The sequence below is a fragment of the Pantoea leporis genome (genome assembly GCF_028048155.1).
Taxonomy (GTDB): domain Bacteria; phylum Pseudomonadota; class Gammaproteobacteria; order Enterobacterales; family Enterobacteriaceae; genus Pantoea; species Pantoea leporis.
In genome coordinates this window covers 191,950-218,299 of the sequence record NZ_JALMEU010000004.1, presented here as the reverse complement: position 1 = coordinate 218,299, position 26,350 = coordinate 191,950, and the positions used below count along the sequence as shown (strand labels likewise).

Below are 26,350 nucleotides of genomic sequence, written 5' to 3'. Positions count from 1 at the left end.
AAATCCGGGATTATGTAGAGGGATAGCGGCTCCATGAGCGACCTTGCGAGAGAAATTACACCGGTCAATATCGAAGAAGAGTTGAAAAACTCCTACCTCGATTACGCCATGTCGGTCATTGTTGGCCGAGCCTTACCCGATGTGCGTGATGGTCTGAAGCCGGTACACCGCCGTGTGCTTTTTGCCATGAGCGAACTGGGCAACGACTGGAATAAACCCTATAAAAAATCCGCCCGTGTGGTCGGTGACGTCATCGGTAAATATCACCCGCACGGCGATTCCGCGGTATACGAAAGTATCGTGCGTATGGCCCAGCCATTCTCCCTGCGCTACATGCTGGTTGACGGTCAGGGTAACTTTGGTTCGGTCGACGGCGACTCCGCCGCAGCGATGCGTTACACCGAAGTCCGCATGGCAAAGATCTCTTCGGAGCTGCTGGCTGACCTGGAAAAGGAAACCGTCGATTTCGTGCCGAACTATGACGGCACCGAGCAGATCCCTGAAGTCCTGCCAACTAAAATTCCTAACCTGCTGGTAAACGGTTCTTCCGGTATCGCCGTTGGTATGGCAACCAACATTCCACCGCACAACCTGACGGAAGTGATCAACGGCTGTCTGGCGTTTATCGAAGATGAAGACATCACCGTTGAAGGCCTGATGGAACACATCACCGGGCCAGACTTCCCGACGGCGGCCTTCATCAATGGTCGTCGTGGTATTGAAGAAGCCTATCGCACCGGGCGCGGTAAGATTTACATTCGCGCACGTGGCGAAGTGGAAACCGATGCCAAGACCGGCCGTGAAACCATCATCGTGCACGAACTGCCGTATCAGGTGAACAAAGCGCGTCTGATCGAGAAGATCGCCGAGCTGGTGAAAGAGAAGCGCGTGGAAGGCATCAGCGCACTACGTGACGAATCTGACAAAGACGGCATGCGTATTGTCATTGAGATCAAACGCGATGCGGTGGGTGAAGTGGTTCTCAACAACCTCTATTCGCTGACACAGCTGCAGGTCTCTTTCGGCATCAACATGGTGGCGCTGCATCAGGGCCAGCCGAAGATCATGACGCTGAAAGGCATCATCGAAGCCTTCGTGCGTCACCGTCGTGAAGTGGTTACGCGTCGTACCATTTTCGAACTGCGTAAAGCGCGCGATCGTGCTCACATCCTTGAAGGCCTGGCGATTGCGCTGGCTAACATCGATCCGATCATCGAACTGATTCGTCGTGCACCAACGCCAGCCGAAGCGAAACTGGGCCTGCTGGCGCAGTCGTGGGATCTGGGTAACGTTGCCGCGATGCTGGAACGTGCCGGTAATGACGCTGCACGTCCGGAATGGCTGGAAGCCGAGTTCGGTATTCGCGATGGTCAATATTATCTGACTGAACAGCAAGCGCAGGCGATTCTGGATCTGCGTCTGCAGAAACTGACCGGCCTCGAGCATGAAAAACTGCTCGACGAATACAAAGAGCTGCTGGATCAGATCGCTGAACTGCTGCACATCCTGCAAAGCGCTGAGCGCCTGATGGAAGTAATCCGTGAAGAGCTGGAGCTGATGCGCGATCAGTTCGGCGACGCACGTCGTACTGAAATTACCGCGAACAGTGCAGACATCAACATCGAAGACCTGATCAATCAGGAAGACGTTGTGGTGACGCTGTCGCATCAGGGTTATGTCAAATACCAACCGCTGACCGACTATGAAGCCCAGCGCCGCGGTGGTAAAGGCAAATCCGCCGCACGTATTAAAGAAGAAGACTTTATCGATCGTCTGCTGGTGGCCAACACCCACGACACCATTCTGTGCTTCTCCAGCCGTGGCCGTCTCTACTGGATGAAGGTCTATCAGCTGCCGGAAGCCAGCCGTGGTGCGCGCGGTCGTCCAATCGTCAACCTGTTGCCGCTGGAAGCCAACGAACGTATCACCGCCATTCTGCCGGTGCGTGAATACACCGAAGGCTTCAACATCTTCATGGCTACCGCGAGCGGTACCGTGAAGAAAACCGCGCTGCAGGAGTTCAGCCGTCCGCGTAGCGCGGGCATCATCGCCATCAACCTGCGTGAGGATGACGAGCTGATTGGCGTGGCGCTGACCAACGGTAGCGACGAAGCAATGCTGTTCTCTGCCGCCGGTAAAGTGGTGCGCTTTGCTGAAACGGCGGTACGTGCGATGGGCCGTTCGGCTTCGGGCGTTCGCGGTATCAAGCTGGCTGAAAGCGACAAAGTGGTGTCGCTAATTGTGCCACGCGAAGAGGGCGCGATCCTCACCGTGACGCAGAACGGTTACGGTAAACGTACCGCCAACAGCGAGTATCCAACCAAGTCGCGTGCGACCCAGGGCGTGATCTCGATTAAAGTCACCGAACGTAACGGACCGGTTATCGGCGCGGTACAGGTGGTGGATGGCGATCAGATCATGATGATCACCGATGCCGGTACGCTGGTGCGTACTCGCGTGTCGGAAGTCAGCGTGGTAGGCCGTAACACTCAGGGCGTGATTCTGATCCGTACTGCGGAAGATGAAAACGTGGTGGGTCTGCAACGCGTCGCGGAGCCGGTGGAAGAGGAAGAACTCGACGCCATCGACGGTAGCGTAGCGGAAGGCGAGGAGGATATCGCGCCGGAAGTGGACAGCGACGACGAAGCACCAGAAGCTGACGACGAAGAGTAATTCGTAACGGCTTTATTAAGCGGCAGGTCAGGAAACTGACCTGCCGTTTTTTTATCTGAGTTTTCCCCTAAAGGCGCGGGCTAGCTGGCTTTTTAGGACCGATAAAGCTAGTGTATGGAAGCTTTTCAACATCCTGATAACCTCTTACCGCCAGTGAGCCTCTTTTGAAATATCTTGTCTCCTTTCGCACTACGCTTCGAATTTCGCGCTATCTGTTTCGTGCGCTGGCGTTGCTGCTCTGGGCGCTGGGTGCGCTGCTGACCACTTTCTACATCATCAACGTGCTGCATGAGAAAGAGAACGCGGTGCGTCAGGAGTTTGCCGCCAATTATGGTCAGGCTGAGTGGTACGTGCGCCATTCGGCGGACGTGATGCGCGAGCTGAAATACATCACCGAAAATCGCCTGAGCAGCAGCGCTAATGGTCTGGATGTGCTCAACGGTTTGCCGCCGGGCAAAGGTGCGCTGCCGCAGTTCACGCCGCTGTTTTCCGATGGCGACTGCACGTCAATGAGCAATACCTGGCGTAACTCGCTGGACTCGCTCAGCTACTACATCAATTACTGGAAAAGCAATTTTGCCTCGGCGTATGAATTGAACCGCGTGTTCTTCATCGGCGGAGAGAATCAGTGTCTGGCTGATTTCACTATCGGCAGCAACAATTCAGTCGATCGTGAACGTAGCCTGAAAGCGCTGCGCGAACGCGTGCTGCATTATCGCAACGGCAATGAAGAAGAGCGCCGTCAGCCGATGTATTGGATCACCAGCAGCGCGCAGCCGGGCGTCGGCAACTTCTATATGGTGATGCCGGTATATGTGGCGAACAAGCTGCAGGCGTTGCTGGGCGTGGAGCAGAATATTCGCCTTGATGAGTTCATTCAGCCGGGCGGTTTGCCGCTGGTGGCCACCATCACCGATGAAAACTACCGTCCGCTGATCAGTTCGCGTCGCGGCGGGCCGGGCTACTCGCTCGACGATCTGCCGGATAACAGCACCTGGTTCGGCTATCTCGACAGCTATCGCCAGCTGGTGCTGAAAAAGCCGCTGCCGCCGTCGAATCTCAATGTGGTGTGGTCGCTTTCCACCGACGTGTTAACCGATCAGCTCAAGCTGATGCTGATCAACGCGCTGCTACTCAATATCTTAACCGCGGTGATTTTGTTCACGCTGGCGTGGATTTTTGAGCGCCGCATGTTCCTGCCGGCCGAGGAGAATGCGCATCGGCTGGAGGAGCACGAGCAGTTCAACCGCAAGATTGTCGCTTCGGCGCCGGTCGGCATCTGTATCCTGCGCACCAGCGACGGCACCAACATTCTGAGTAACGAACTGGCGCATAACTATCTGACGCTGCTGACGCAGGAAGATCGCCAGCGTCTGAATGAAATCATTGGCGGTCAGCAGGTCAACTTTGTCGATGTGCTGACCGGCAGCAACACCAACCTGCAAATCAGCTTTGTGCATTCGCGTTACCGTAATGAAAACGTGGCGATTTGCGTGCTGGTGGATGTTTCGGCGCGCGTGCGTATGGAGCAGTCGCTGCAGGAGATGGCGCACTCGGCCGAGCAAGCCAGCCAGTCGAAATCAATGTTCCTCGCCACCGTCAGCCATGAACTGCGCACGCCGCTGTACGGCATTATCGGTAACCTCGATCTGCTGCAAACCAAAGTGCTGCCGAAAGGCGTCGATTCACTGGTGACGGCGATGAACAACTCGTCGAGCCTGCTGCTGAAGATCATCAGCGACATTCTCGACTTCTCGAAGATCGAATCCGAACAACTGAAAATTGAACCGCATCCGTTCTCGCCGCGTGAAGTGGTCAATCACATTGCCAGCAACTATCTCTCGCTGGTGGTGCGTAAGCGCCTGGCGCTGTATGTGTTTATCGAAAACGATGTGCCGCTGATTATGGATGGCGACGCCATGCGTCTGCAGCAGGTGATATCCAACCTGCTGAACAACGCCATTAAATTCACGCATACCGGCTGCATCATCCTGCATGCTTACGTTAAAGAGGGTTATCTGGCATTCCGCGTACGCGATACCGGCGTCGGTATTCCGGCCAAAGAGGTAACGCGCCTGTTCGATCCGTTCTTCCAGGTGGGTTCTGGCGTGCAGCGTAACTTCCAGGGCACCGGCTTAGGGCTGGCGATTTGTGAAAAGCTGATCAACATGATGGACGGCGACATCGAAGTCGATTCCGAACCGGGTATGGGCAGCCAGTTTATCGTGCGTATTCCGATCTATTCCGGTCAGCTGGCGGCGCCACCGCTGCTCGACGGCTTGCAGGAAAAAGCCATCTGGCTGGATATGCGTAATGAGTATCTCGCCAGCTTCCTGCTGCGTCTGCTGCAACAGCAGGGCATTCAGGCAGCGTATTACCACGGCCAGGCGGCGGCTGATGATGTGATCATCAGCGACCACGATGAGCCTGCCGCGCAAACTGGACGCGCACATATTCGTATCTGTGGTGAGCACATCGATATGCCGCACGAAACCGCGCCGGGGCAATGGATTCAGAGCAGCGCGATGCTCCACGATCTGCCGCAGCTGCTGGGCCGCATCTACCGCATCAACATTAATAGCCAAACCGCCACGCCGCTGCCGTTAACCGCGCCAAAAGCCGCCGCGACCTTCGAAGATATTATCGTGCTGATTGTTGATGACCATCCGATCAACCGCATGCTGCTATCAGAACAGCTCGGCACCGTCGGCTATCAAACCAAAACCGCGCAGGATGGCGTTGATGCGCTGAACGTGCTGAGTCGCAACCATATCGATATCGTGCTGAGCGACGTGAACATGCCGAACATGGATGGTTATCGCCTGACGCAACGTCTGCGTCAGCTGGGACACACTTTCCCGGTGATTGGCGTCACGGCAAATGCGCTAGCGGAAGAGAAGCAGCGCTGTATGGATGCGGGCATGGATAACTGTTTGTCGAAGCCGGTCACGCTGGATGTGCTGAAAAGTACGCTGGCGGTGTATGCGGAACGCGTCAGAAAGGGCAGGGTAGAGGCGTAAAGCGGATACTAAAAATGGGCGGTGTCAGAAGACGCCGCCCATTTGTATTACTCTTTGTCGACCTGAGTGGCGCTGACAGAAGAGAGATAGTTCAGCAGCGCGATATCGTTTTCCACGCCCAGTTTCATCATGGCTGATTTCTTCTGGCTACTGATGGTTTTGATACTGCGGTTAAGTTTCTTAGCGATCTCAGTCACCAGGAAACCTTCTGCGAACAGACGCAGTACTTCACTCTCTTTCGGCGACAGACGTTTGTCACCGTAACCACCGGCGCTGATGCGCTCCAGCAGTTTTGCCACGCTTTCCGGCGTATATTTTTTGCCTTTCTGCAGAGCCGCGAGTGCTTTTGGCAGATCGGTTGGTGCGCCTTGCTTCAGTACGATCCCTTCGATATCCAGATCCAACACCGCGCTCAGGATCGCTGGGTTATTGTTCATGGTCAGAACGATAATCGAGAGGTCCGGATAGTGACGTTTGATGTATTTAATCAGGGTGATACCGTCACCGTACTTCTCGCCTGGCATGGAAAGGTCGGTAATCAGGACATTAGCGTCCAGTTTGGGCAAGCTGTTTACCAGTGCTGTTGAGTCTTCAAACTCACCTACAACGTTAACCCATTCAATCTGTTCCAGTGACTTACGGATACCGAACAGAACGATCGGATGGTCATCGGCAATAATTACGTTCAAGTTATTCATCTTATTGGTTACCTTGCTGCAGCAGTTGGCTGACGTAAGCGTCAATTTCACTGGTGGTATTTTTAATGGTTAAATCGTCACATACTTTAATGTGTTGTTCTAACGCTTCACAAAGCTGTTTACCTGAACCCAGATTGAGCATGGCAAACACGCCTTTCAGGCGATGTGCTGTCTGAGCAAGCGAGGGATAATCCTTTTCCGCCGCTTCAGTATACAGTCTCTTCACATCTGGCGGTACTGTCTCGGTAAACAGCTGGAAATAGCCTCCGCTCATTAGCGGCGTGGCTTCTTCATCTTCGCGACTCTCCTCTAACAAATCATGAGAAAGTTGCTTTTCAATCAGGGCCAGCAGCGCATCAAGCAGTGCATTACTGAGATTGAAGTTGACCCGGAATTGCTGATCGTTCAACGCGTGATGACCCATTTCGTCACCGGCCAGCAGCAGCGCCCAGCCGTTCAGGCGCGCCGGATCGTCGGTCACCAGCACATCATGATCCTGACCAGTTAAACGCTCATCCGAGGTCAGGCATTTCGCTCCCCAGTTTTCGAGGTGGCGACAAACGATCTTGTGTACGTCTTCTACGGCGATATCCACCAACGCGGTCACGCCTTCCAGCAGTTTCTCTTCCTGCTCGCCTTGCTGCTCTAACGCCAGCGGCAGCTGAATATTGTAGCGTGTGCCGATATCGGGTTTAGCGATGATCTCCAGCTGGCCGCCCATCTGTTTGCACAGCTGCTTACAGAGGAAAAATGCCATGCCGGACGCCTGGCCAAAACGATCTTGCGTGGTGTCGCCGAGATAGGGGAAATCGACATTCGCCAGTTCATCGACGCTCAAGCCGGAGCCGGTATCCACCAGCTGCAGTAAGACCTGATTGGGCTTGTCTTCACTGGTTTTGATCTCCAGCGAAATCTTGCCCCAGCGCGTGGTGGTCAGCGAATAGTGCATCAGCGTGGTCAGCACTTTACGCAGCGCACGACGATCGCCAAAACGCATCTCGTCATTGGCTAAATGGTTATTCACCACCAGCGCTAAACCTTTACGACGCAGCAGCGGCAGGCTTTCCAGCGCGATTTCGTCCAGCATATCCTGCAGGTTGAACACGCTGGCATCAGGCGACCAGTCATGCGCTTCCAGGCGATTAAGCAGCACAATGTCATCCACCAGGCGCGCCAAACCCTGGCTCTCGTCGAGCAGATCGAGCACGCTTTCGTCATCGTCACGCTGGCTAAGTTGTACTAGTTGCTTAACCATGCTTTGCAGTGGACCATTGAGGGCGTGACCGAGGTTATGCATTAACTGCTGACGCATCTGGTGATTACGATCCAGCACCTGTTGTGCCTTCTGCAACTTCTTATTTACCAGTAATTCGCGGTCCTGATCGCGCATCATAAATAGCTGAGTATGCGGCGACAGCACGCTGCGCGCGTGGCGAATTTCATACACTTCATTATTGATGGTCGCCTGCAATACGCCCTGATGTTGATCGGACATATTGATGATTTTCTGCAGATTCAGGTGCGGCAATAGATGTTCAGCGATTTTATTGCTGAGCAGCGTGCGGTTAGTGGCGAAGTCGTACACCAGCAAGCCGACCGGCAAACTGGCGACGATCTCTTCGTTAAGCATGCGCAGCGAATCCAGCTCGGCGCTCTGATTCTCGTTCGGGCGCAGCGATTGCTGACGCAGCAGCGTAATGCCCGCAATCGACAATAAAAACAGCACAAGGTTGATCAGCAGCGGCCACATCAGATTATGCAGCGTATCCAGCGCCAGGCTGGTGAGCGGCACGCGATACACCAGCTGCAGCGAAGTGCTAGGCAGCGAGGCGGCGATCTCCAGATTCGGGTTTACCAGCGCCACGTGCGTGCTTTCGCTGCTGGTATCGTCGCTGGTGGTGGTGGTGGTCGACGTTTGCGTCGCGTCCTGACGCAGTTGGAAGTTCTCCAGCGGCATATTACGCGGAATCAGATCGTTAACCGGCAAATCAAATGCCACCACGGTGGCTAAATGGCCCGGCTGATTGAAAGTGGTGCGCAGGGTAAAGTAGTGATCGTTCTGCCAGGCGAAGTGACGCAGCGGCGAGAAGCTTTCGCGCTCATCCAGCGCATTGGCCTGCTGCAGCATCTCGGCGCGGCGGCTATCAACCAGCGAATTGATCGCACTCTCTTTATAACGTGTCGCCATGTCTTTCAGCGGCAGCGTGGAGATCATAATCAGGCTGTTATCCTGACCATTGAGGAAGTACATCGACCAGGTCGGATTTTCCGCGCCCCACAACGTATCGAGATAGTTGGACATGCGCATGGTCATATCCAGCGTGCTGCTATCGTGCGAGCCGAAAATCAGTGCTTCGGTTTTGCGGCGGGTTTTTTCCAGATAATAGACATCCGGGCGCAGGCGGGTTTCCTGAAGATTACTGTTCGGCGACGAACCGGCGGCGCTGGTGGCCAGGTTCTCATAGATCTGCCACGTAGCGAAGCGCGACGCATCGATGCGTTTCTGCATCGCACGCGCCAAATCGGTCATCGCATAGCGCTTCTCTGTCATCCAGGCATTCACGCTGTTGTGCACCATCGCGCCCAGCGCCAGAAAAAGCACCAGGTTAAACACCACGAAAAAGCGCGTTACATTGCCGGATGTCAGTGGAAATTTATAAGGCAGCATAGTGTCTCAGGATCATGGAATTAGCGCGCAACCCGTCGGGCACTGGCAGCGACGGCCAGCAGCAGCAGAGCGATAAGCAAAAATGCACCACTCAGGCTGATCCACTGGGAAATTAATCCGATTAAAGCCGGACCTGAAAGAATACCTGCATAGCCTAACGTTGTCATGGCCGAAATCGCCAGATTCGACGGCATATCGTGTTGATTCCCGGCAGCATTGAACAACATCGGCACCGTATTGGCGAGGCCAAAACCCACCAGCAGGAAAGCCAGCAGCGCAATTTGCGGCCACGGCAGCAACACCGCCAGCGTCATGCCTGCGGCAGCGGCTAACGCACCGGTCAACATCACCGGATAACGTCCGAAGCGCTGAATCACTTTATCGCCGGTCAGACGACCAATGGTCATTGCCACCGAGAACACCGCATAACCTAAACCGGCGTGCGCCGGGCTCATCTCCGGGCTTTGCAGCAGCAACAGCGCGCCCCAATCCAGCACCGCACCTTCGGCAAGAAACAGAATAAAGCAGAGTAAACCGAGGAAAGCCACCCAACCGCGCGGAATAACCAGCCACGGCTGATCGGGCTGATGCAGGCGTTCGGTCATCAGCGTCGGCAGGCTCCACACCAGCAGCAGCACAATCAGCACCATCACCGCGCCTACGGCTTGTAACGGCGTCAGGCCGCTGCCGAGTAACAGGCTGACGGAACCGGCGCCGATAATCCCGCCGAGGCTAAAGAAGCCGTGGAAACCGGACATCATCGGCTTGCGTGCGGCTTTTTCCACTTCGACCGCCTGCACGTTCATCGCGACATCCAGCATGCCGAGTCCGGCACCAAACACCATTAAAGTGGCGGCCATCAGCCACATCACATCAAGCGTTGCCAGCAGCGGTAACATCGCCAGCACCACCAGCGTGGAGCACAACATCACCCGACGACCACCGAAGCGCGCAATCAAACCGCCGGTAATCGGCATCGCCGCCAGCGAGCCAATTCCCAAACACAGCAGCAAACCGCCCAATGATGCGCCGCTCAATGCCAGACGCTGGCTGGCGAACGGCACCAGCGGTGCCCATGCGGACATGCCCAATCCAGCGATGAGGAAAACGATACGTGTCCCGAGGTTGACACGGTGATGCAATTTATTTTGCGGCGCGGCGTCCAGTGCTGTCATAAAGAGTAGTTTTCATTAGCGGGTGAAGCGACGAAGTTTAGCATCAAAGCGCATGTCACACCGCGCATCAGACCCTATCAGATGGCAGCGATTAAACGCCAGAAACAGGCATATTACCGATTTTTTACGCATCGCTGCGCTTTTCCAGAACTTTCCTGGCATGTGCCAATCATTACTGGAGTGACTTAAGTAAAATTTTTTCTGCCGAATGATGCAGTATACTGATGAAAGATTCCGCGCCACATGCGGCCTGGACGTCAATTTTTTGGCGCTGTCGCAAAGCATGCATTTCCGGATTTTCGCCAATAGGCAGCGACCACGTAAAACCGATATGTTAGTCATCCCATCAGCTCCCGATGCGGAATATAGCGAGATCGAGATTATTTCTCCCCCTTTGGGAGAATTTTGCTGTGCCTTATTTTAGTCCTTGTTACCTGCGGGTAACCCGTTTTCATCAGGCGAAGCGGGCCATTGATTAATGGCCTGTATGGCGCACCGGTACGCTTAAAACATTAATAAGCTTAATGACCGTTGCAATACCTTCCCTGTAACGAGGTTACCTATGTCTTCACGTCAATCCGAACAACAATTAGCGGCGATTCTGCACTCTGCGGTCACTCTTTATCCGCTGGCAGACGACACATCATCTTTGCAAACGCGCAGCGTGGATACTACGCCGCCCGCGCCGTTACGTCCTTATGAACCTATTGCACAAGATGGCGTGATTGCCGCATGGGAATCCGGCAGGAATATTCACCTGCGCGGTCGCGCCGAATCTGAGCCAGGCGCCACCGTAACGCTGACCTTTAACGGCGAAGTCTGGCACAGCACGGTAAATAAATGGGGTTACTGGAATGCTTCGATGCCGCCGTCGGTGCTCAACGGATTGTCCGACGGTGCTTATTCGCTGACGCTAACCCTCACCGACAAAGCTGGTAATAGCACCGATACGCAGGTCGGCTTTGGGGTTTACGTGGATAAAACCATCAAGCCTACGCTGACGTTGGATCCGATCAGCGGTGATAACGCGGTCAGCGTGGCAGAAGGCATTTACGGCGTGGAGGTGCACGGCAGTGTTACGCACATGCCGGCGAACAGCCATATCACGGTGATTTTAGCCGGGAAAAAATACTCTGGCGGCGTTAACGATAAAGGCGAATGGACCGCCGCTATTCCTTCAGAGGATCTTCAGGCGTTACAGGATGGCGTCTACAGCCTGAAAGTCAGCGCTACCGATCCCAACGGCAAAACCACCGCTTATCTGCAGGATGTCACCTTAATTACCCACGTTAGCAGCCTGCCGCACATCAGCTTCGATAAGGTCACGGCAGACAACGTGATCAATAAAGAAGAGAGCCAAAACGATCTCACCTTCAGCGGCGATCTCTCGGTGGTGGTACCGGGCCAGCAGCTGTTGCTGTGCAGTGGAGATGCGGTATATCACGCGCAGATTGGCAGCGACGGTCACTGGCAGGTGACGATTCCGGCCAGTGAAGTGGCGAGCTTTATTTCACTGGGCGAAATCCGCGTTTATGCGCAGGATGGCGCTGGCAACAGCACTGACGCAATGCTGGAACTGAACGTGGTCACCCAACTGCCAGACATCTATTACGAAATCAATATTGGCGGCGATACCACGCTGAATCAGCAGGAAGCGCAGCACGATCTCAGTTTCTATCTCGAAGGCGTGAAGGAGCTGACGCTCAACGGCAAAAACTACACGCCGGTCAACGGCATGGTCACCATCAGCGCCGAAGATCTGCAGGCGCTGCCGGATGGCGAAGTGTCGGCGCTGGCCACGCGCTGGGATGAGTACGGCAACCACGACACGCAGATTATTGAGAACCTGTTCAACGTTGCCACGCATCAGGTGCCGACCATTACGCTGAATCAACCGTTTGGCGACGGGGTGCTGGATGCGGCGGAGCTGAATAGCTGGCATCTGATTCAGGGCAGCAGTAGCCATCTCGATCAGGGCAGCCTTGTGACGTTGACGCTGGGCGATCAGAGTTACACCGCCACGGTTAAAGCCGACGGCAACTGGGCGCTGACCATTTTGGCGGGTCAGCTGGCACCGCTGGATGATGGCAGCTACCAAATGAAGGTCAGCGCGCAGGACAAAGCAGGCAATGTGGCGACGGCGACGCAGCCGGTGACCATCGATAGCCATGAGGCGGCCGCCAGCGTCAGCAGCGAGCCACTGAATACGCAGCTGGTCGACGCAGGCGACAGCGCCGCCGCTCAACCCAGCGATGCGCGCGCCACGGAGAGTCACTACAACGCCAGCGATAGCAGTTACACCCTCGGCGATCATCTGCAGCAACATCAGGTTCAGAGCCTGGCGTAATCCGCCCATCAACCGCTAGCAACATCGGCTAGCGGTTGCCAGCCCACTCTCATTGCTCACGGGACAACAGGGATGACAGCACAACCCTTCAACAGCGACAACGGCATCGCGGCAATGCTGCGCGTGGCGGCACGCTTCGGTAAACCGGCGGACGGCAGCACGCTGCGCCAGCAGATGCGCTGGTTTCAACATCTGGCCCCGACGCAACAGTTAGAACGTTTAGCCCGGCTGTTAGGCCTGCATTTGATGTTGCTGCCGCACAGCAAACTGCGCTGGCGGCAGGAAATTGTGCCGGTATTGCTGCTGCTGGAAAATGGCAGCGTGGCGTTGATAGAAGAGGTGGATAGTAACGGTGGCGTACGTTACTGGCTGAGTGAAAGTGGCGATGTGGTGCGCGCAGGTCAGCTGCAGGATTTGCTCATGCAGGCCGACATGCAGGTCGGCGTCGTTGGTGTAGCGGCGCGGGCGCGTGATGCGCGCATCGATGAGTTTGTGCAGCCGTATCAGCCGCACTGGTTCTGGCATCACTTTCGTGGCATGAAGCGGCGCATTGCGGAAATCAGCCTGGCCTCGCTGGTCGGCAACGTGCTGGCGCTGGCGGGCATTCTGTTTTCTATGCAGGTGTACGATCGGGTGATTCCGGCGCAGTCGCTGCCAACGTTGTGGGTGTTGTTCGCCGGCGTGGTGCTGGCGGCCGCCATTGAGTATCTGATTCGCCTCATGCGCACCCAGGTTTCTGATCTGATGGGCAAACGCATCGACCTGAAAATATCCGCCATGCTGTTTGCGCGGGCGATGAACATCCGCAACGAAGCGCGTCCGCGTTCCACCGGCTCCTTTATTGCCCAATTGCGTGAAATTGACCAGGTACGCGAACTGCTGACGTCCACCACGGTGAATGCCGCCGCCGACTTGCCGTTTGTGCTGCTGTTTCTGCTGATTATGGCGTCGATTGGCGGCTGGCTGGTGCTGATTCCGTTACTGGCGATTCCGCTGATCGTCATTCCTGGTTTACTGGTGCAGATCCCGATGGCGCGTCTGGCGCAGGAAGGGTTGCGGGAAAGCGCGCTGCGCCAGGCGGTGTTGGTGGAAACCTTAGAAGGTGTAGAGGATATCAAAGCGCTGCAAGCGGAACCCTATTTTCAACGCCAGTGGGAGCAAACGCACGAAGTTAGCGCGGCCATCAGCAATCAGCAACGTTTGTGGGGCGCGCGCCTCACCGGTTGGTCGGCCAGCGTGCAGCAGCTCACCTATGCCGGCATGTTGGTGCTCGGCGTCTATCTGGTGCTCGACAATCAGATCACCACCGGCACGCTGGTGGCGTGCAGCTTGCTCTCATCACGCACCATCGCGCCGCTGATGCAGCTCACCATGGTGTTTTCGCGCTGGCAGCATGCGAAATCGGCGATGAAAGGGCTGGATGAACTGTTAAAGAAGCCGCTCGACCAACCCGATCACGCCACGCTGGCGCACTGTCCGGTGCTCAGCGGCCACTATCTGCTGCAAAACGTGCATTACCGCTACGAAGAGGAGAGCGGTAATAGCGTGCTCAACATTCCGGAGTTGCAGATCGCGCCCGGCGAACGCGTGGCGATTCTCGGTAAAGTCGGCGCGGGCAAATCGACGCTGCTGAAGATGCTGGCCGGTCAGGCGCGCGCCAGCCAGGGCAAAGTGCTGGTGGACGGCGTCGATCTCACCTGCATCGATCCGGTCGATCTGCGGCGTCAGCTTGGCTGGCTGTCGCAGGATGCGCGGCTGTTTTTCGGCACGCTGCGCCAGAACCTGCTGCTCGGTAATCCGCACGCCAGCGAGCAGGAGATGCTGCAGGCGCTGCGCATTAGCGGCGCGTTAGCTTTGGTGCAGCAGGATGCCGCCAGCCTCGATCGCATTATTCACGAAGGCGGACGCGGCTTGTCCGGCGGCCAGCGGCAAATGGTGCTACTCAGCCGGTTGATTCTGCGCCAGCCGCAGGTGGTTTTGCTGGACGAACCGACCGCGGCGATGGATGAACAGCTGGAAGCGCAGGTGATTCGTCAGCTGGCGCAATGGGTCACCGGGCGCACGCTGGTACTGGTCACGCATCGTCCCGCGCTGCTGCGCATGGTTGATCGCATCATTGTGATGGATAACGGCCGCATCGTGGCCGATGGCGCGCGCGACGAGATTCTGCGCCACGCCGCCAATAAAAAAGGAGATGCGGCATGAGCGTGGTGCTGTTGGATAAAGATCTGACGCGGCGTGAGCGTCGCACCTCGGCGATCATCTGGCTGTGCGTGGTGGCGCTGCTGCTGTTTCTGCTGTGGGCGTACTTTGCGGTGCTGGACGAAGTCACGGTTGGCATCGGCAAAGTCACGCCTTCCAGCCGCGCGCAGATCATTGATAGCCTTGATGGCGGCATCGTCAAACAGCTCAATGTGCACGAGGGCAATATCGTGCAGCGCGGCGAGGTGCTGGCAACACTCGATCCTACGCGCTTTCAAACCAACTTTGGTGAGGCGATTGCGCGGGTGCGTACGCTGCGTGCCTCCTCTGAACGTTTACAGGCCGAGCTCAGCGACACGCCGCTGAGGTTCAGCGCCGATATCCTGCAACATCCCGAACTGGTGGCGCGCGAAACGCAGCTCTATCAGGCGCGGCGGCAGAATTTTGTCGAGACCATCGGCAATTTGCAGCAATCCCTTGCGCTGGTGCAGGCAGAACTCAACGTGACGGAGCCGCTGATGCTGCGCGGCGCGGCGGGTAAGGTGGATGTGATTCGCCTGCGTCGCCAGGTTAGCGATCTGCGCGGCAAAATCGACGAAGCGCGCAACGATTATTACGTGCGCGCCCATGAAGAGCAGGTGAAGAACAACGGTGAGCTGGATGCGCAGCTGCAGGTGGCGGCAGGCAAGCAGGATCTGCTGACGCGCACTACGCTGATTTCGCCGGTGCGCGGCATTGTGAAGGATGTGCGCGTCACCACCGTGGGCGGCGTGCTGGAGCCGGGTGGCAAGCTGATGGAGATTGTACCGCTGGAGGATCAATTGCTGATTGAGACGCGCATCAATCCACGCGATATCGGCTATATCCGGCCGGGTTTACCCGCGGTGGTGAAGATCACCGCCTACGACGCGTCGATTTATGGCGATCTGCACGGGGAAGTCGAAACCGTCTCGCCTGATACGCTGCAGGACGAAGTGCGGCACGACGAGTTTTACTATCGCGTCTATGTGCGCACGCAAAAAGCCGAACTGACCAATAAAAGCGGCCGCAGGTTCGCCATCATGCCCGGCATGGTAGCGAATGTTGAGATTAAAACCGGTCATAAAACCGTGATGGATTATTTGCTTAAGCCACTGAATAAAGCCAGGGAATCACTGCGTGAGCGTTAACAATATGCGCCGGCAAATATTGCAGCGATCTTTGTTACGCCCCGAAATTAACATTGCCGATTTAAGACTATGAATTGAACGAAATGTGCGAAAAGAGACAAATAATGCGCGGCAATTATTGTGGTTAATTTAACCCGCGTAATTAACTTTACGCAATATAAGGCGATGTCTGAATTGCGGGCAAAAAAATGCCGGACCATCTGGTCCGGCGGGAAATTAGGGTAAATCAAAACATTCGGGGTGAATGAAGGTAATAATGAAATAAATGATGATAGCGGGGATAATTATATGCTCTGGATGGGTTTGAGTTTTGTCATTCAGTGCGGAAATGTAACTCATGTAATTTGATGTTTTTGAACAATTAAAATATGTGTTGTCAAAAAGTGCTATATTTTTTACCTATCTGTGCTGGTTATTAGTTCCCCTGAATTTACATCCTGAAATAACTATTTAATACACTGAAACAGTTTTGGAAATTTAGTAGCATTTTCGTGATAGATTATTGCCCAACATAAAATAACAATGGCTTGCCGGCTGAATTTTTAATCATTCAGTTCGCAGTGGCAAAAATAAAGGCACATTAAAGAGGGTAATAAAAATGAAACGTCGCGTTCTCTCCCTGATGATTCCTGCATTGCTGGTGGCAGGATCAGCAAGCGCAGCTGAAATTTACAATAAAGATGGCAACAAATTAGACCTCTACGGAAAAGTGGACGGTCTGCATTATTTCTCTGACAACTCTGGCTCAGACGGTGACCAGTCTTACCTGCGTTTTGGCTTCAAAGGTGAAACTCAGGTGACCGATCAGCTGACCGGTTACGGCCAGTGGGAATACCAGGCTGCACTGAACACCGCAGAAAGCGAAGGCACCGCGAACAGCTATACGCGTGTTGGTTTTGCCGGTCTGAAATTTGGTGATGCAGGTTCATTCGATTACGGCCGTAACTACGGCGTGATGTACGATCTCGGCGCATGGACTGACGTTCTGCCAGAGTTCGGTGGCGATACCTACGGCGCGGACAACTTCCTGTTCCAGCGCAGCAACGGCCTCGCTACCTATCGTAATACCAACTTCTTCGGTTTAGTGGATGGCTGGAACTTCGCGGTTCAGTATCAAGGCAAAAACGATAACCCAACCGAATCTACTGGCTCTGGTCGTGATGTGTTGGGCGAGAACGGTGACGGCTACGGTCTGAGCACCACTTACGATCTGGGTTCAGGTTTCGGTATTGGTGCAGCGATGTTCCAGTCTGACCGTACCAATAACCAGAACGGTAACAATCCACGTACTGCCAACATCCTGGGTCGCGGTGATAAAGCCGAAGCTTACAGCGGCGCGCTGAAGTATGACGCTAACAACGTTTACCTGGCCGCAATGTACAGCCGTTCATACAACGCAACGCGTTTCGGCGCCAGCGATAGCGGCACCGTTTACGGTTACGCCAACAAAGCGGATAACTGGGAATTGGTGGCACAGTACCAGTTCGACTTCGGCCTGCGTCCATCTCTGGCGTTTGTCTCTTCTCGCGGCTCTGACATCGAAGGTTACGGCAGCCAGAACCTGAAGAAATACATTGATGTAGGCGCAACTTACTACTTCAACAAAAACATGTCGACCTACGTTGATTACCAGATCAACCTGCTGGACGACAACAACTTCACCGACGCAGCCGGTATCAATACCGATGACGTCGTAGCGCTGGGCTTGGTTTACCAGTTCTAAGGGTGATGGAGCGTGACTTGCCGGTCACGCTCCCGTTTTCAGCAGCGCATCCAGCGCGGCACGCAGCACGTCGACCACCCGTTCCGCCTCCTCGCCAATCTGCACCTGCACAATCGCGCCCTCAACCAGCAACACAATCTGCGCCGTTTTGACCTGCTGATCGGGCATCAACTTGTCGCTGATCGCCTGCGCCATCTCACGCTTATGTTGACGAATCAGTTCGCTGGCTTCTGCTAACGTGTCGCCCAGCTCCGCAGCGGTATTGATAAACGCACAGCCGCGATAATCGTCATCCCTGAACCAGCTCAGTAACGCCGCGGGCAGCGCATCGATCAATGCCGCATGCTGATTCAGCGCATGGCGAAACGCCAGCATCCAGCGCTGATGGCGCTGCTGTAAAAACGCCAGCACCAGCGCATTCTTCGCCGGAAAGTGACGATAGAAAGTCACTTTGGTCACGCCCGCTTGCGCAATCACCTTATCCACACCGGTGGCGCGAATGCCTTGTTGGTAAAACAGCTGCTGCGCGCATAGCAAGATACGATCGCGCGCGGAGGCGGTGGCATCAAAGATCAGAGGCTCAAGCATAAAAATTCCTGCGTTTGTATGTAGACAGAATTGTCTACATACGGCAGGATGAATCAAGTAGACAGACCTGTCTACATAATAGGGAGAAATAACATGCTGGTGCCACCGTTCAATCAACAAACCGCATTACAGAAAGTCCGCATGGCGGAAGATGCCTGGAACAGCTGCGATGCGCAGCGTGTTTCGCGGGTGTACAGCGAAGATACGCGCTGGCGCAATCGCAGTGAATTCGTCAATGGACGCGCAGAAGTCGTGACCTTCCTGCAGCGTAAGTGGATCAAAGAGTTGGATTATCGACTGATCAAGGAGTTATGGGCGTGGCATGAAGATAAGCTGGCGGTGCGCTTTGCCTATGAATGGCATGATGACAGCGGTAACTGGTTTCGCAGCTATGGCAATGAGAACTGGCACTTTGGTGCCGATGGTTTGATGATTCAGCGATTCGCATGCATCAACGATCTGCCGATCAGCGCAGATCAGCGTCTTTTCCACTGGCCAGCCGGCACGCGCCCGGACGATCATCCGGGCCTGAGTGAGTTGGGACTGTAGCGGTTACTGCATACCACGCCATTTTTTGGCTTTGGGTGCCGGTTGCGGCGGCGGGTTGGTGATGGCGCTAAGGCTGCCTTCCATCGCGACACCCGCCAGCGTAAAGGCCGAGAAGCTCAGCCAGTGCTGCCATTTACTGTTTTGTGTTTTGCTATTTTCCATTCTGCACCTCGCTGAAGTTCAACTCATCTTCAACAATGCAGCATTCATGCCAGCGCACCGCTCTCAGCGCCACGCGGCTTGTAGCGACTTTGCTACACTGCGCCAGCGCTGAAGCGGTGCAGAAGGGTGATTTTCTGGTGCAATAATTTAACGTCGGCGTGCAGGATAGTGCTGAATCAGGCGATGGCGGTAAGTCTGCCAACATTTGAAACTGCCATAAATAAACAGCCCGGCGGTTACGGCAATAATCATATAAATCATCTGATGCTCCTGTAGGCATAACGTTGCAGGAACCGGTTATCCTGTGTCAGCGTTTATCGAACATCAAGCAGCTTTAGACTGCTTTACAAGCGAGTTATGCTTTGTAATTGGCTGTAGTAATGGGTTACAGATGAGGAATTGATGCGTTTTCAGAACATTCTGCTAATTAGCCTGCTGGCATTAGGTCTCAGCGGTTGCGAAAAAAACAGCAGCCAACCCGCGATGGTGCTGGAAGGCAAAACCATGGGCACCGTGTGGCGCGTCAGCGTCGCCGGCGTTGATCCGCAGCGTAAAGCGGCGTTGCAACAGCTGATCCAGCAACAGCTGGATCGCGATGACGGCGAACTCTCGACGTGGAAAAGCGATTCGGTGCTGTCGCACTTTAATCAGTATCAAGGCAACGCACCGCAGCCGGTAAGCGCTGACATGGCGGACATCGTCACTGAAGCGCTGCGAATCGGGCATAAAACGTCGGGTGCGATGGATATCACCGTGGGCCCGCTGGTCAATCTGTGGGGTTTTGGCCCGACGAAGCAACCGGAGCATACCCCCAGCGAGGCAGAAATCGAAGCTGCTAAAGCGCGGACCGGTTTGCAGCATCTGCGCGTGATTCAGGGCGTGGACGGTCAATGGCTGCAGAAAGATCTGCCCGGCTTGTATGTCGATCTCTCCACCATGGGAGAAGGCTATGCCACCGATCATCTGGCGCGTCTGATGGAGCAGCAAGGCATCACTGATTATCTGGTTTCAGTGGGCGGCGCGGTATTGAGCCGTGGCGTCAATGCCAATCAGCAGCCGTGGCGCGTGGCGATCCAAAAACCCACCGATCGCGAAAACGCGGTGGAAGCACGCGTCGATCTGCAAGGACACGGCATCAGCACCTCCGGCAGCTATCGCAACTATTATGAACTGGATGGCAAACGCATTTCGCACGTCATCGATCCGACTACCGGAAGACCGATTGAGCACAAGCTGGTGTCGGCAACGGTGATAGCCACCACCGCGCTGGAAGCGGATGGCTGGGATACCGGTTTGATGGTGCTCGGCAGCGAACGCGCTAAAGCGTTGGCGTTGAAAGAGCATCTGGCGGTCTATTTGATCAGCAAGCAGGGCGACGGCTTTACTCACTGGATGTCGCCGCAGTTTAAAACCTTCCTCATCGATCAGGCATCTCAATAAAGGAGGCGCACATGCTGGATTTATTTAGTGACGAAGCGCCGTGGCAGGAACCGCTGGCGGATGGCGCGGTGATTCTGCGGCGTCGCGCTCGCGAACAGGCCGATGCGCTGCTGGCGGCGATTCACGATATCGCCGCGAAAAATCCCTTTGCCCATCGCATCACGCCCGGTGGCCATCGCATGTCGGTGGCGATGACCAACTGTGGTGATTTTGGCTGGTCCACCGATTCGCGCGGCTATCAATATACCGAGCAAGACAGCAACAGCGGACACCATTGGCCGCCGATGCCCGCGCTGTTCCGCGAGCTGGCGCAGCAAACCGCGCGCGAAGCGGGCTTTGCTGGTTTCAATCCGGATGCCTGCCTGATTAACCGCTATGAACCCGGCGCAAAACTGACGCTGCATCAGGATAAAGATGAGAAGGATCTGCGCCAGCCGATTGTGTCGGTTTCACTGGGATTGCCTGCGGTATTCCAGTTCGGCGGTTTCGAACGCGGCGACGCCACCCAGCGCGTGCTGCTGGAACATGGCGATATCGTGGTGTGGGGCGGGCCATCGCGCCTGCGTTATCACGGCATTCTGCCGCTCAAACCTGGCATTCATCCGCAGGCAGGCGCTTTCCGTTTCAACCTGACTTTCCGCCGCGCATTTTAGGCATTTTTGTGGCGGCGCAATTTATTGCGTAATACATGTTAGTTAAGCCAGTGATGAGGGCGCTGGCCGGTGCCACTTTTGGGCCGGCGGTCCTCGCGCCGCTAGCGCGGTTCCTTCACTTCGTTCGTCTGCCTGACGGACCGGCGGAGACGGGACCTCCATGTCCCGGCTCCGCCTTTCGCCCGCATCCTGCGGGCTCTCCTGGCTTCCTCGCTTCGTTCAGCGCTGCGGATTGCCGGCCCAAAAGCGGCCCCGGCCTGCTCATCAACTTCAGTGCTTATTATTGAAAAGGGCTCATTTGCCAGAGGCGCAGACGTGTCAGAGCCCGCACAGATAATGCATTTTCAAAACAAAATACCTTCTTATCTGACAAGCATTTCGCAATAAATCGCGCCGCTACCAAACGAGCGGCGAGAAACATTTTACTCAGGCAAATTTGAGATGAGAATTATTCTTGCTATCAGCCAAGGCGACATTAAACTGCAGGCTGCTTTATTGACCGCTGGAACCCTTTGATGGCATTGCTGCAAGTCGTTTTTCGCCAGTACCGCTGGCCTTTCATTGGCGTCATTCTTCTTACATTGTTAAGCGCCGTGCTTGGTATTGGTTTGATTGCCTATATCAATAATGAGCTGATCGTCGCGGTGAATACTTCGATTTCGGTGCTGCCGAGTTTCCTTGGTCAGCTGTTCCTGCTAATGGCGGTGACGCTCGGCTCCCAGCTGGCGCTGACTATGCTCGGCCATCACTTTGTCTGGCGGCTGCGCGGCGAATTCATCAAACGGATTCTTGATACGCGCGTGGAGCGCATCGAACAGATTGGCAATGCCCAACTGCTGGCCGGTCTCACCAGCGATGTGCGCGCCATCACCATCGCCTTCGTGCGTTTACCCGAGCTGATTCAGGGCATCATTATTACGCTCGGTTCGGCGCTTTATCTCGCCTGGCTCTCGCCAAAAATGCTGCTGATCACCTGCCTGTGGCTGGTGGTAACGCTGGTTGGCGGCTGGTTGCTGGTATCACGCGTTTATCAGCACATGGCTAAGCTGCGTGAAATCGAAGATGACCTGTATCGCGATTTCCAGACCATTATCGAAGGGCGTAAAGAGCTGCAGCTTAACCGCGAACGTGCGCAGCTGATTTACGACAGCGTTTATCAGGAGAATGCCAAAAGCTATCGCCACCACATCGTGCGCGCCGATACCTTCCACCTCAGCGCGGTGAACTGGTCGAATATCATGATGCTCGGCGCGATTGGCATCGTGTTCTTTATGGCGAACGGGCTGGGCTGGGCAAATACGGCGGTGGCGGCAACTTATTCGCTGACGCTGCTGTTCCTGCGCACACCGCTGTTGGCGGCGGTCGGCGCCTTGCCAACGCTGCTCAGCGCGCAGGTGGCGTTTCGCAAGCTCAACAGGTTTGAACTGGCGCCCTATGAAGAAACGTTCAAGGCGCTGCCAAAAGTCAGCGACTGGCAAACGCTGGAGCTGCGCGACGTCTGCTTCCACTACGGTGAGCACGGATTCCAGGTTGGGCCGATCAATTTGACGCTGCGCCGCGGCGAGCTGGTGTTCCTGATTGGCGGCAACGGCAGCGGAAAATCGACGCTGGCGATGCTGCTCACCGGCCTCTATCAGCCGCAATCGGGCAGTTTGCTGCTGGATGGCAAGGTGGTGGATTGGCAAAACCTCGATGCGTATCGCAAACATTTCTCGGCGGTGTTTACCGACGTGCATCTGTTTGATCGCCTCATCGGCGATCAAGGGCAGCCAGCCAATCCTGCGCTGGTGCAGCAGTGGCTGGAGCGTCTGAAGATGCAGGACAAGCTCAAGCTGGAAGGCAACAGAGTGCTTAATCTGCAACTGTCGAAAGGGCAGAGCAAACGTCTGGCGCTGCTGCTGGCAGCCGCCGAAGAGCGCGATATTCTGTTGCTCGACGAATGGGCGGCGGATCAGGATCCGCATTTCCGTCGCATCTTCTATCGTGAGCTGCTGCCGTGGTTACAGGAATCGGGTAAAACGGTGTTCGCTATTAGTCATGACGATCACTACTTTATTCACGCCGATCGCTTGCTGGAGATGCGCGAAGGTCAACTGAGTGAGTTAACCGGTAACGAACGCGAGATGGCAACGCTGGATGCGGTGCAACGTACCGATACCGGCCATTAACGCCAGCCGGGAAAGCTTAGCAAAAACCCTTATTGGGCAAGAAGTTGCGGAGTGAGTAAAGTCACTCCCAGCAGAAATCCTCGTTTCTGCGTCCCTGGAACACTTTTCTGTCGTCTTGTGTTGTCACCGGCTCAGGTTTATTTCTGAGCCGGTTTTTTATTTTGTCGGGAGCGGATGCGTCAGCAGCGTAATCACGCGATCTCCAGCCAGCCAAAAACGCGCCTGCAGCAGCGCTTTGGTGGTGAAATACGCATCAAAATCTTGACACAACCGCAGCGTTGCACGGCCTTGCTGCACGTCCAGTTCCAGCACTTCCGCCTGAAGAAAATCCATTGGCTGATGCAATTGCGGCCACAGCGCTTTGTACACACTCTCTTTCAATGAAAACAGCAGTGTAGCGGCCTGGGCAAAGGGCATAGGCCGCGCCAGCAGTCGCTGTTTTTCCACCGGGCTCATCAACATCCCAGCGGTTTCATCGGCGGTTTCCTCCGCCATAATCTGCTCAACATCCACACCCACGCACAGTGGCTCGCGCGTCGCAGCCATCACCGCAACGCTGTGCGTATGCGACAGCGACGCCTGAATGCCGGCGGGCCACAACGGTGAACGATCGGGCGCATTACACAACACAAAGTGCGGTAAACCGAAGTGCGCAAAGTTTTGCTGCACCAGCCAGCGACTCGCCAGATGCTCGGCTTTGCGTTTCGTCACCGCGCTCTGTAGCGACGCGGGCAGCGGCAGTTGCCACGCCTGGTGCAATTCAGCATGCCAGTGATGTTGATCGAATTCGCACCAGGCGATCGGCAATGTATCCAGCGACATGCCAGCAGCGCGGATAAACGGGGAAGAGGGCAGGGCAAGCGGCGTTTCAGAGGCGAACATAAAAAATCACGGCTGACGGAAAACGTAGTTTTACCAGCCAGCCGGATGGAGAGCAAGCCAAAGGGGCTCGCCCACTTTTAGTTATTTGGCGGAATAGCCATGCCTTTAATCTGCACCACGAAGTGCTGATGGCCTTTGGTGATGCGCGCACCGCGATCGCACCAGCGCGAGGCGAGACGGAAGAAATCGTCGCTGCCGATATCGTAAGCCAGTTCAACTTTATTGATACCCGAGTGCAGGAGTTCTTCCGCATCCTGCAGGTTTTTTGCTTTGATGACCATAATGGTTCCCATCGAAAAAACAAGAGCCATAAGAGTAAGAGAAGTCTGTGACAGTTTTGTTTCAAATTGATGAAGCGCTGTCATATTTATCCAGAAATGTGATCTGGCTCGGGTTGAGTTGCTTTCGGTAAGTTACTGATTAAAAGCCAATAATCAGCATTTCTTTGGCGATAATCTGAGAATGCTTTATTGCATGGAAAACATATGAAATCGCCAGACTTTATATTCTGCCTTTACTTCCAATACATATGAATTACCATATGTAATAGATTTTTACTGGAACCTGGCCCAATGCTTCCTGTTCAACTTTTCAAGCTGCTTGCCGACGAAACGCGTACGACGATCGTTTTATTATTACGAGAGGCCGGAGAGTTGTGTGTCTGCGATCTCTGCATAGTTACCCAACAATCACAGCCAAAGATTTCACGCCACATTGCCTTGCTGCGCGATGCTGAGCTGATTCTGGATCGACGTGAAGGCAAGTGGATACACTATCGCCTTTCTCCGCATATGCCGGCCTGGGCTGCATCGATTATCGATACGGCCTGGAATAGCCAGCGTGAGGAAGTGCGTGAGTCGCTGAAGAACGCCGCTGCTACGGGTTGTGAATAATCATTAAACACATTCGATTATTCGAATGCATTGGAGGCGTGATGTTTCTGGCAGGCGCAATATTTGTTTTGACCATCGTGTTTGTCATCTGGCAGCCGCGCGGCCTGAGCATTGGCTGGACAGCAACGATAGGGGCTTTACTGGCGCTGGTGACCGGCGTTATCCAGTTAAACGATATTCCCGCTGTGTGGCATATCGTCTGGAATGCGACAGCGGCTTTTATCGCCGTCATTATCATCAGCCTGTTGCTGGACGAATCCGGTTTTTTTGAGTGGTGCGCTTTGCACGTAGCGCGCTGGGGAAGTGGGCGAGGGCGGCTGCTTTTCACCTATATCGTGTTGCTCGGTGCATGCGTTGCCGCGCTTTTCGCCAATGATGGTGCGGCTCTGATATTGACGCCGATCGTCATCGCAATGCTGCTGGCACTGGGCTTTAGTAAAGGTGCAACGCTGGCTTTCGTCATGGCAGCAGGATTTATCGCCGATACCGCGAGTTTGCCGCTGATCGTATCCAATCTGGTTAACATCGTTTCCGCAGATTTCTTCAAATTGGGATTCAACGCTTACGCGGCGGTGATGGTTCCGGTTGATATTGCCGCTATTATCACCACGCTGATAGTGCTGCACCTTTTCTTTCGCAAAGACATTCCCGCCAGCTATGAGGTTTCACGCCTCAAACTACCAGCTGAAGCCATAAAAGATCCCGCTACCTTTAAAGCCGGTTGGCTGGTGCTGTTGTTGCTATTGGTGGGATTTTTCCTGCTGGAACCGCTGGGCATTCCAGTCAGTGCTATCGCCGCACTGGGCGCGTTAATTCTGTTTATCGTTGCCAAAAGAGGTCAGGCGATTAACACCGGTAAAGTGTTACGCGGCGCGCCCTGGCAGATCGTGATTTTTTCGCTCGGCATGTACCTGGTAGTTTATGGCCTTAAAAATGCCGGGCTGACGCAACATCTCTCTGACTTACTCAACCTCATTGCCAGCCACGGCTTATGGGCCGCCACCTTGGGTACCGGTTTGGTGACGGCGCTGCTTTCTTCAGTAATGAATAATATGCCAACGGTGCTGATTGGTGCGCTGTCGATTGATGCCAGCAGCGCGCAGGGCGTGATAAAGGAAGCGATGATTTATGCCAATGTTATTGGTTGCGACCTGGGGCCAAAAATTACGCCGATTGGCAGTCTTGCCACATTGCTATGGCTGCACGTACTCGACCAGAAGAACATCAACATTAGCTGGGGTTATTACTTCCGCGTGGGTGTCGTGATGACATTGCCCGTGCTGCTCGTCACCCTTAGCGCGTTGGCCCTGCGCCTGACGTTGTCCCATTAGGAAGAGAGC

Annotated in this window: 19 protein-coding genes; 12 read left to right on the top strand and 7 right to left on the bottom strand. The window is 55.0% G+C overall.

Features of this window, described 5'->3' with window-relative positions:
• Positions 1-33: 33 nt before the first annotated feature.
• Both gyrA and rcsC read left to right on the top strand, forming a co-directional pair.
• Entirely contained in the window at positions 34-2,673 is a 2,640-nt protein-coding gene (gene gyrA, locus MWH02_RS13685; protein WP_271460845.1) for a DNA topoisomerase (ATP-hydrolyzing) subunit A, read from the top strand.
• A 164-nt stretch (positions 2,674-2,837) separates the two neighbouring features.
• Positions 2,838-5,693, top strand: a complete 2,856-nt coding sequence (gene rcsC, locus MWH02_RS13680) for a two-component system sensor histidine kinase RcsC (protein WP_101763669.1) — start codon at positions 2,838-2,840, stop codon at positions 5,691-5,693.
• 47 nt (positions 5,694-5,740) lie between these two features.
• Here the strand turns inward: rcsC and rcsB are convergent, their stop codons facing one another.
• The 3 genes from rcsB to MWH02_RS13665 are packed head-to-tail and all read right to left on the bottom strand — an operon-like array spanning position 5,741 to position 10,234.
• Positions 5,741-6,391, bottom strand: a complete 651-nt coding sequence (gene rcsB, locus MWH02_RS13675) for a response regulator transcription factor RcsB (protein ID WP_007889370.1) — start codon at positions 6,389-6,391, stop codon at positions 5,741-5,743.
• Between the two features lies 1 nt (position 6,392).
• Entirely contained in the window at positions 6,393-9,056 is a 2,664-nt protein-coding gene (gene rcsD, locus MWH02_RS13670; protein WP_210081372.1) for a phosphotransferase RcsD, read from the bottom strand.
• 23 nt (positions 9,057-9,079) lie between these two features.
• A complete protein-coding gene (locus MWH02_RS13665) occupies positions 9,080-10,234 on the bottom strand; it encodes an MFS transporter (RefSeq protein WP_110866581.1) in 1,155 nt (384 codons plus the stop codon).
• 562 nt (positions 10,235-10,796) lie between these two features.
• On the opposite strand from MWH02_RS13665, the gene MWH02_RS13660 reads away from it, so the two are divergent.
• The 4 genes from MWH02_RS13660 to ompC all read left to right on the top strand — a co-directional run bounded on the left by MWH02_RS13660 (position 10,797) and on the right by ompC (position 17,675).
• Positions 10,797-12,581, top strand: coding sequence for an Ig-like domain-containing protein (locus MWH02_RS13660; protein WP_271460844.1), 1,785 nt, complete (start codon positions 10,797-10,799; stop codon positions 12,579-12,581).
• Positions 12,582-12,653: 72 nt separating this feature from the next.
• Positions 12,654-14,786 (top strand): type I secretion system permease/ATPase, encoded by a 2,133-nt coding sequence (locus MWH02_RS13655; protein ID WP_271460843.1) that lies wholly within the window; start codon positions 12,654-12,656, stop codon positions 14,784-14,786.
• Positions 14,783-15,952 (top strand): beta-barrel domain-containing protein, encoded by a 1,170-nt coding sequence (locus MWH02_RS13650; RefSeq protein WP_271460842.1) that lies wholly within the window; start codon positions 14,783-14,785, stop codon positions 15,950-15,952. Before MWH02_RS13655 ends, MWH02_RS13650 begins: the two co-directional genes overlap by 4 nt.
• Before the next feature lie 598 nt (positions 15,953-16,550).
• Entirely contained in the window at positions 16,551-17,675 is a 1,125-nt protein-coding gene (gene ompC, locus MWH02_RS13645; protein WP_101763675.1) for a porin OmpC, read from the top strand.
• A gap of 24 nt (positions 17,676-17,699) precedes the next feature.
• Here the strand turns inward: ompC and MWH02_RS13640 are convergent, their stop codons facing one another.
• Entirely contained in the window at positions 17,700-18,263 is a 564-nt protein-coding gene (locus MWH02_RS13640; protein ID WP_192233291.1) for a TetR/AcrR family transcriptional regulator, read from the bottom strand.
• Positions 18,264-18,356: 93 nt separating this feature from the next.
• Here MWH02_RS13640 and MWH02_RS13635 point away from each other — a divergent pair, with 93 nt between their 5' ends.
• Complete coding sequence (locus MWH02_RS13635) at positions 18,357-18,812, top strand: nuclear transport factor 2 family protein (RefSeq protein ID WP_217548719.1); 456 nt, start codon at positions 18,357-18,359, stop codon at positions 18,810-18,812.
• 3 nt (positions 18,813-18,815) lie between these two features.
• On the opposite strand, the gene MWH02_RS13630 is transcribed toward MWH02_RS13635, so the two are convergent.
• Entirely contained in the window at positions 18,816-18,974 is a 159-nt protein-coding gene (locus MWH02_RS13630; RefSeq protein ID WP_168197464.1) for a hypothetical protein, read from the bottom strand.
• 402 nt (positions 18,975-19,376) lie between these two features.
• Here MWH02_RS13630 and apbE point away from each other — a divergent pair, with 402 nt between their 5' ends.
• From apbE to MWH02_RS13610, 3 genes are all read left to right on the top strand, one after another.
• Positions 19,377-20,414: an FAD:protein FMN transferase ApbE gene (apbE, locus tag MWH02_RS13620; RefSeq protein WP_271460841.1), complete on the top strand. Its 1,038-nt coding sequence runs from the start codon at positions 19,377-19,379 to the stop codon at positions 20,412-20,414.
• An 11-nt stretch (positions 20,415-20,425) separates the two neighbouring features.
• Positions 20,426-21,067, top strand: coding sequence for a DNA oxidative demethylase AlkB (alkB, locus tag MWH02_RS13615; RefSeq protein ID WP_176973725.1), 642 nt, complete (start codon positions 20,426-20,428; stop codon positions 21,065-21,067).
• A 515-nt stretch (positions 21,068-21,582) separates the two neighbouring features.
• Entirely contained in the window at positions 21,583-23,235 is a 1,653-nt protein-coding gene (locus tag MWH02_RS13610; protein WP_110866591.1) for a multidrug ABC transporter permease/ATP-binding protein, read from the top strand.
• A gap of 156 nt (positions 23,236-23,391) precedes the next feature.
• Here the strand turns inward: MWH02_RS13610 and MWH02_RS13605 are convergent, their stop codons facing one another.
• Together MWH02_RS13605 and MWH02_RS13600 are read right to left on the bottom strand one after the other, a co-directional pair.
• On the bottom strand, positions 23,392-24,117 hold the full coding sequence (locus MWH02_RS13605; protein WP_271460840.1) for a 4'-phosphopantetheinyl transferase family protein: 726 nt from the start codon (positions 24,115-24,117) through the stop codon (positions 23,392-23,394).
• A gap of 77 nt (positions 24,118-24,194) precedes the next feature.
• The gene (locus MWH02_RS13600) at positions 24,195-24,398 is read right to left on the bottom strand and encodes a hypothetical protein (RefSeq protein ID WP_008105079.1); all 204 of its coding nucleotides are present in this window, start codon (positions 24,396-24,398) and stop codon (positions 24,195-24,197) included.
• A 291-nt stretch (positions 24,399-24,689) separates the two neighbouring features.
• On the opposite strand from MWH02_RS13600, the gene MWH02_RS13595 reads away from it, so the two are divergent.
• Both MWH02_RS13595 and MWH02_RS13590 read left to right on the top strand, forming a co-directional pair.
• Positions 24,690-25,010, top strand: a complete 321-nt coding sequence (locus MWH02_RS13595; protein WP_271460839.1) for a metalloregulator ArsR/SmtB family transcription factor — start codon at positions 24,690-24,692, stop codon at positions 25,008-25,010.
• Between the two features lie 41 nt (positions 25,011-25,051).
• Complete coding sequence (locus MWH02_RS13590) at positions 25,052-26,341, top strand: arsenic transporter (RefSeq protein WP_101763683.1); 1,290 nt, start codon at positions 25,052-25,054, stop codon at positions 26,339-26,341.
• Positions 26,342-26,350: the final 9 nt, after the last annotated feature.

Bases quoted from the DNA above. Each gene is read 5' to 3' on its own strand.
- gyrA (WP_271460845.1), top strand. From the start codon at position 34: ATGAGCGACCTTGCGAGAGAAATTACACCGGTCAATATCGAAGAAGAG.
- rcsB (WP_007889370.1), bottom strand. From the start codon at position 6,391: ATGAATAACTTGAACGTAATTATTGCCGATGACCATCCGATCGTTCTG.
- MWH02_RS13665 (WP_110866581.1), bottom strand. From the start codon at position 10,234: ATGACAGCACTGGACGCCGCGCCGCAAAATAAATTGCATCACCGTGTC.
- MWH02_RS13660 (WP_271460844.1), top strand. From the start codon at position 10,797: ATGTCTTCACGTCAATCCGAACAACAATTAGCGGCGATTCTGCACTCT.
- MWH02_RS13655 (WP_271460843.1), top strand. From the start codon at position 12,654: ATGACAGCACAACCCTTCAACAGCGACAACGGCATCGCGGCAATGCTG.
- MWH02_RS13650 (WP_271460842.1), top strand. From the start codon at position 14,783: ATGAGCGTGGTGCTGTTGGATAAAGATCTGACGCGGCGTGAGCGTCGC.
- ompC (WP_101763675.1), top strand. From the start codon at position 16,551: ATGAAACGTCGCGTTCTCTCCCTGATGATTCCTGCATTGCTGGTGGCA.
- MWH02_RS13640 (WP_192233291.1), bottom strand. From the start codon at position 18,263: ATGCTTGAGCCTCTGATCTTTGATGCCACCGCCTCCGCGCGCGATCGT.
- MWH02_RS13635 (WP_217548719.1), top strand. From the start codon at position 18,357: ATGCTGGTGCCACCGTTCAATCAACAAACCGCATTACAGAAAGTCCGC.
- MWH02_RS13630 (WP_168197464.1), bottom strand. From the start codon at position 18,974: ATGGAAAATAGCAAAACACAAAACAGTAAATGGCAGCACTGGCTGAGC.
- apbE (WP_271460841.1), top strand. From the start codon at position 19,377: ATGCGTTTTCAGAACATTCTGCTAATTAGCCTGCTGGCATTAGGTCTC.
- alkB (WP_176973725.1), top strand. From the start codon at position 20,426: ATGCTGGATTTATTTAGTGACGAAGCGCCGTGGCAGGAACCGCTGGCG.
- MWH02_RS13610 (WP_110866591.1), top strand. From the start codon at position 21,583: ATGGCATTGCTGCAAGTCGTTTTTCGCCAGTACCGCTGGCCTTTCATT.
- MWH02_RS13605 (WP_271460840.1), bottom strand. From the start codon at position 24,117: ATGTTCGCCTCTGAAACGCCGCTTGCCCTGCCCTCTTCCCCGTTTATC.
- MWH02_RS13600 (WP_008105079.1), bottom strand. From the start codon at position 24,398: ATGGTCATCAAAGCAAAAAACCTGCAGGATGCGGAAGAACTCCTGCAC.
- MWH02_RS13595 (WP_271460839.1), top strand. From the start codon at position 24,690: ATGCTTCCTGTTCAACTTTTCAAGCTGCTTGCCGACGAAACGCGTACG.
- MWH02_RS13590 (WP_101763683.1), top strand. From the start codon at position 25,052: ATGTTTCTGGCAGGCGCAATATTTGTTTTGACCATCGTGTTTGTCATC.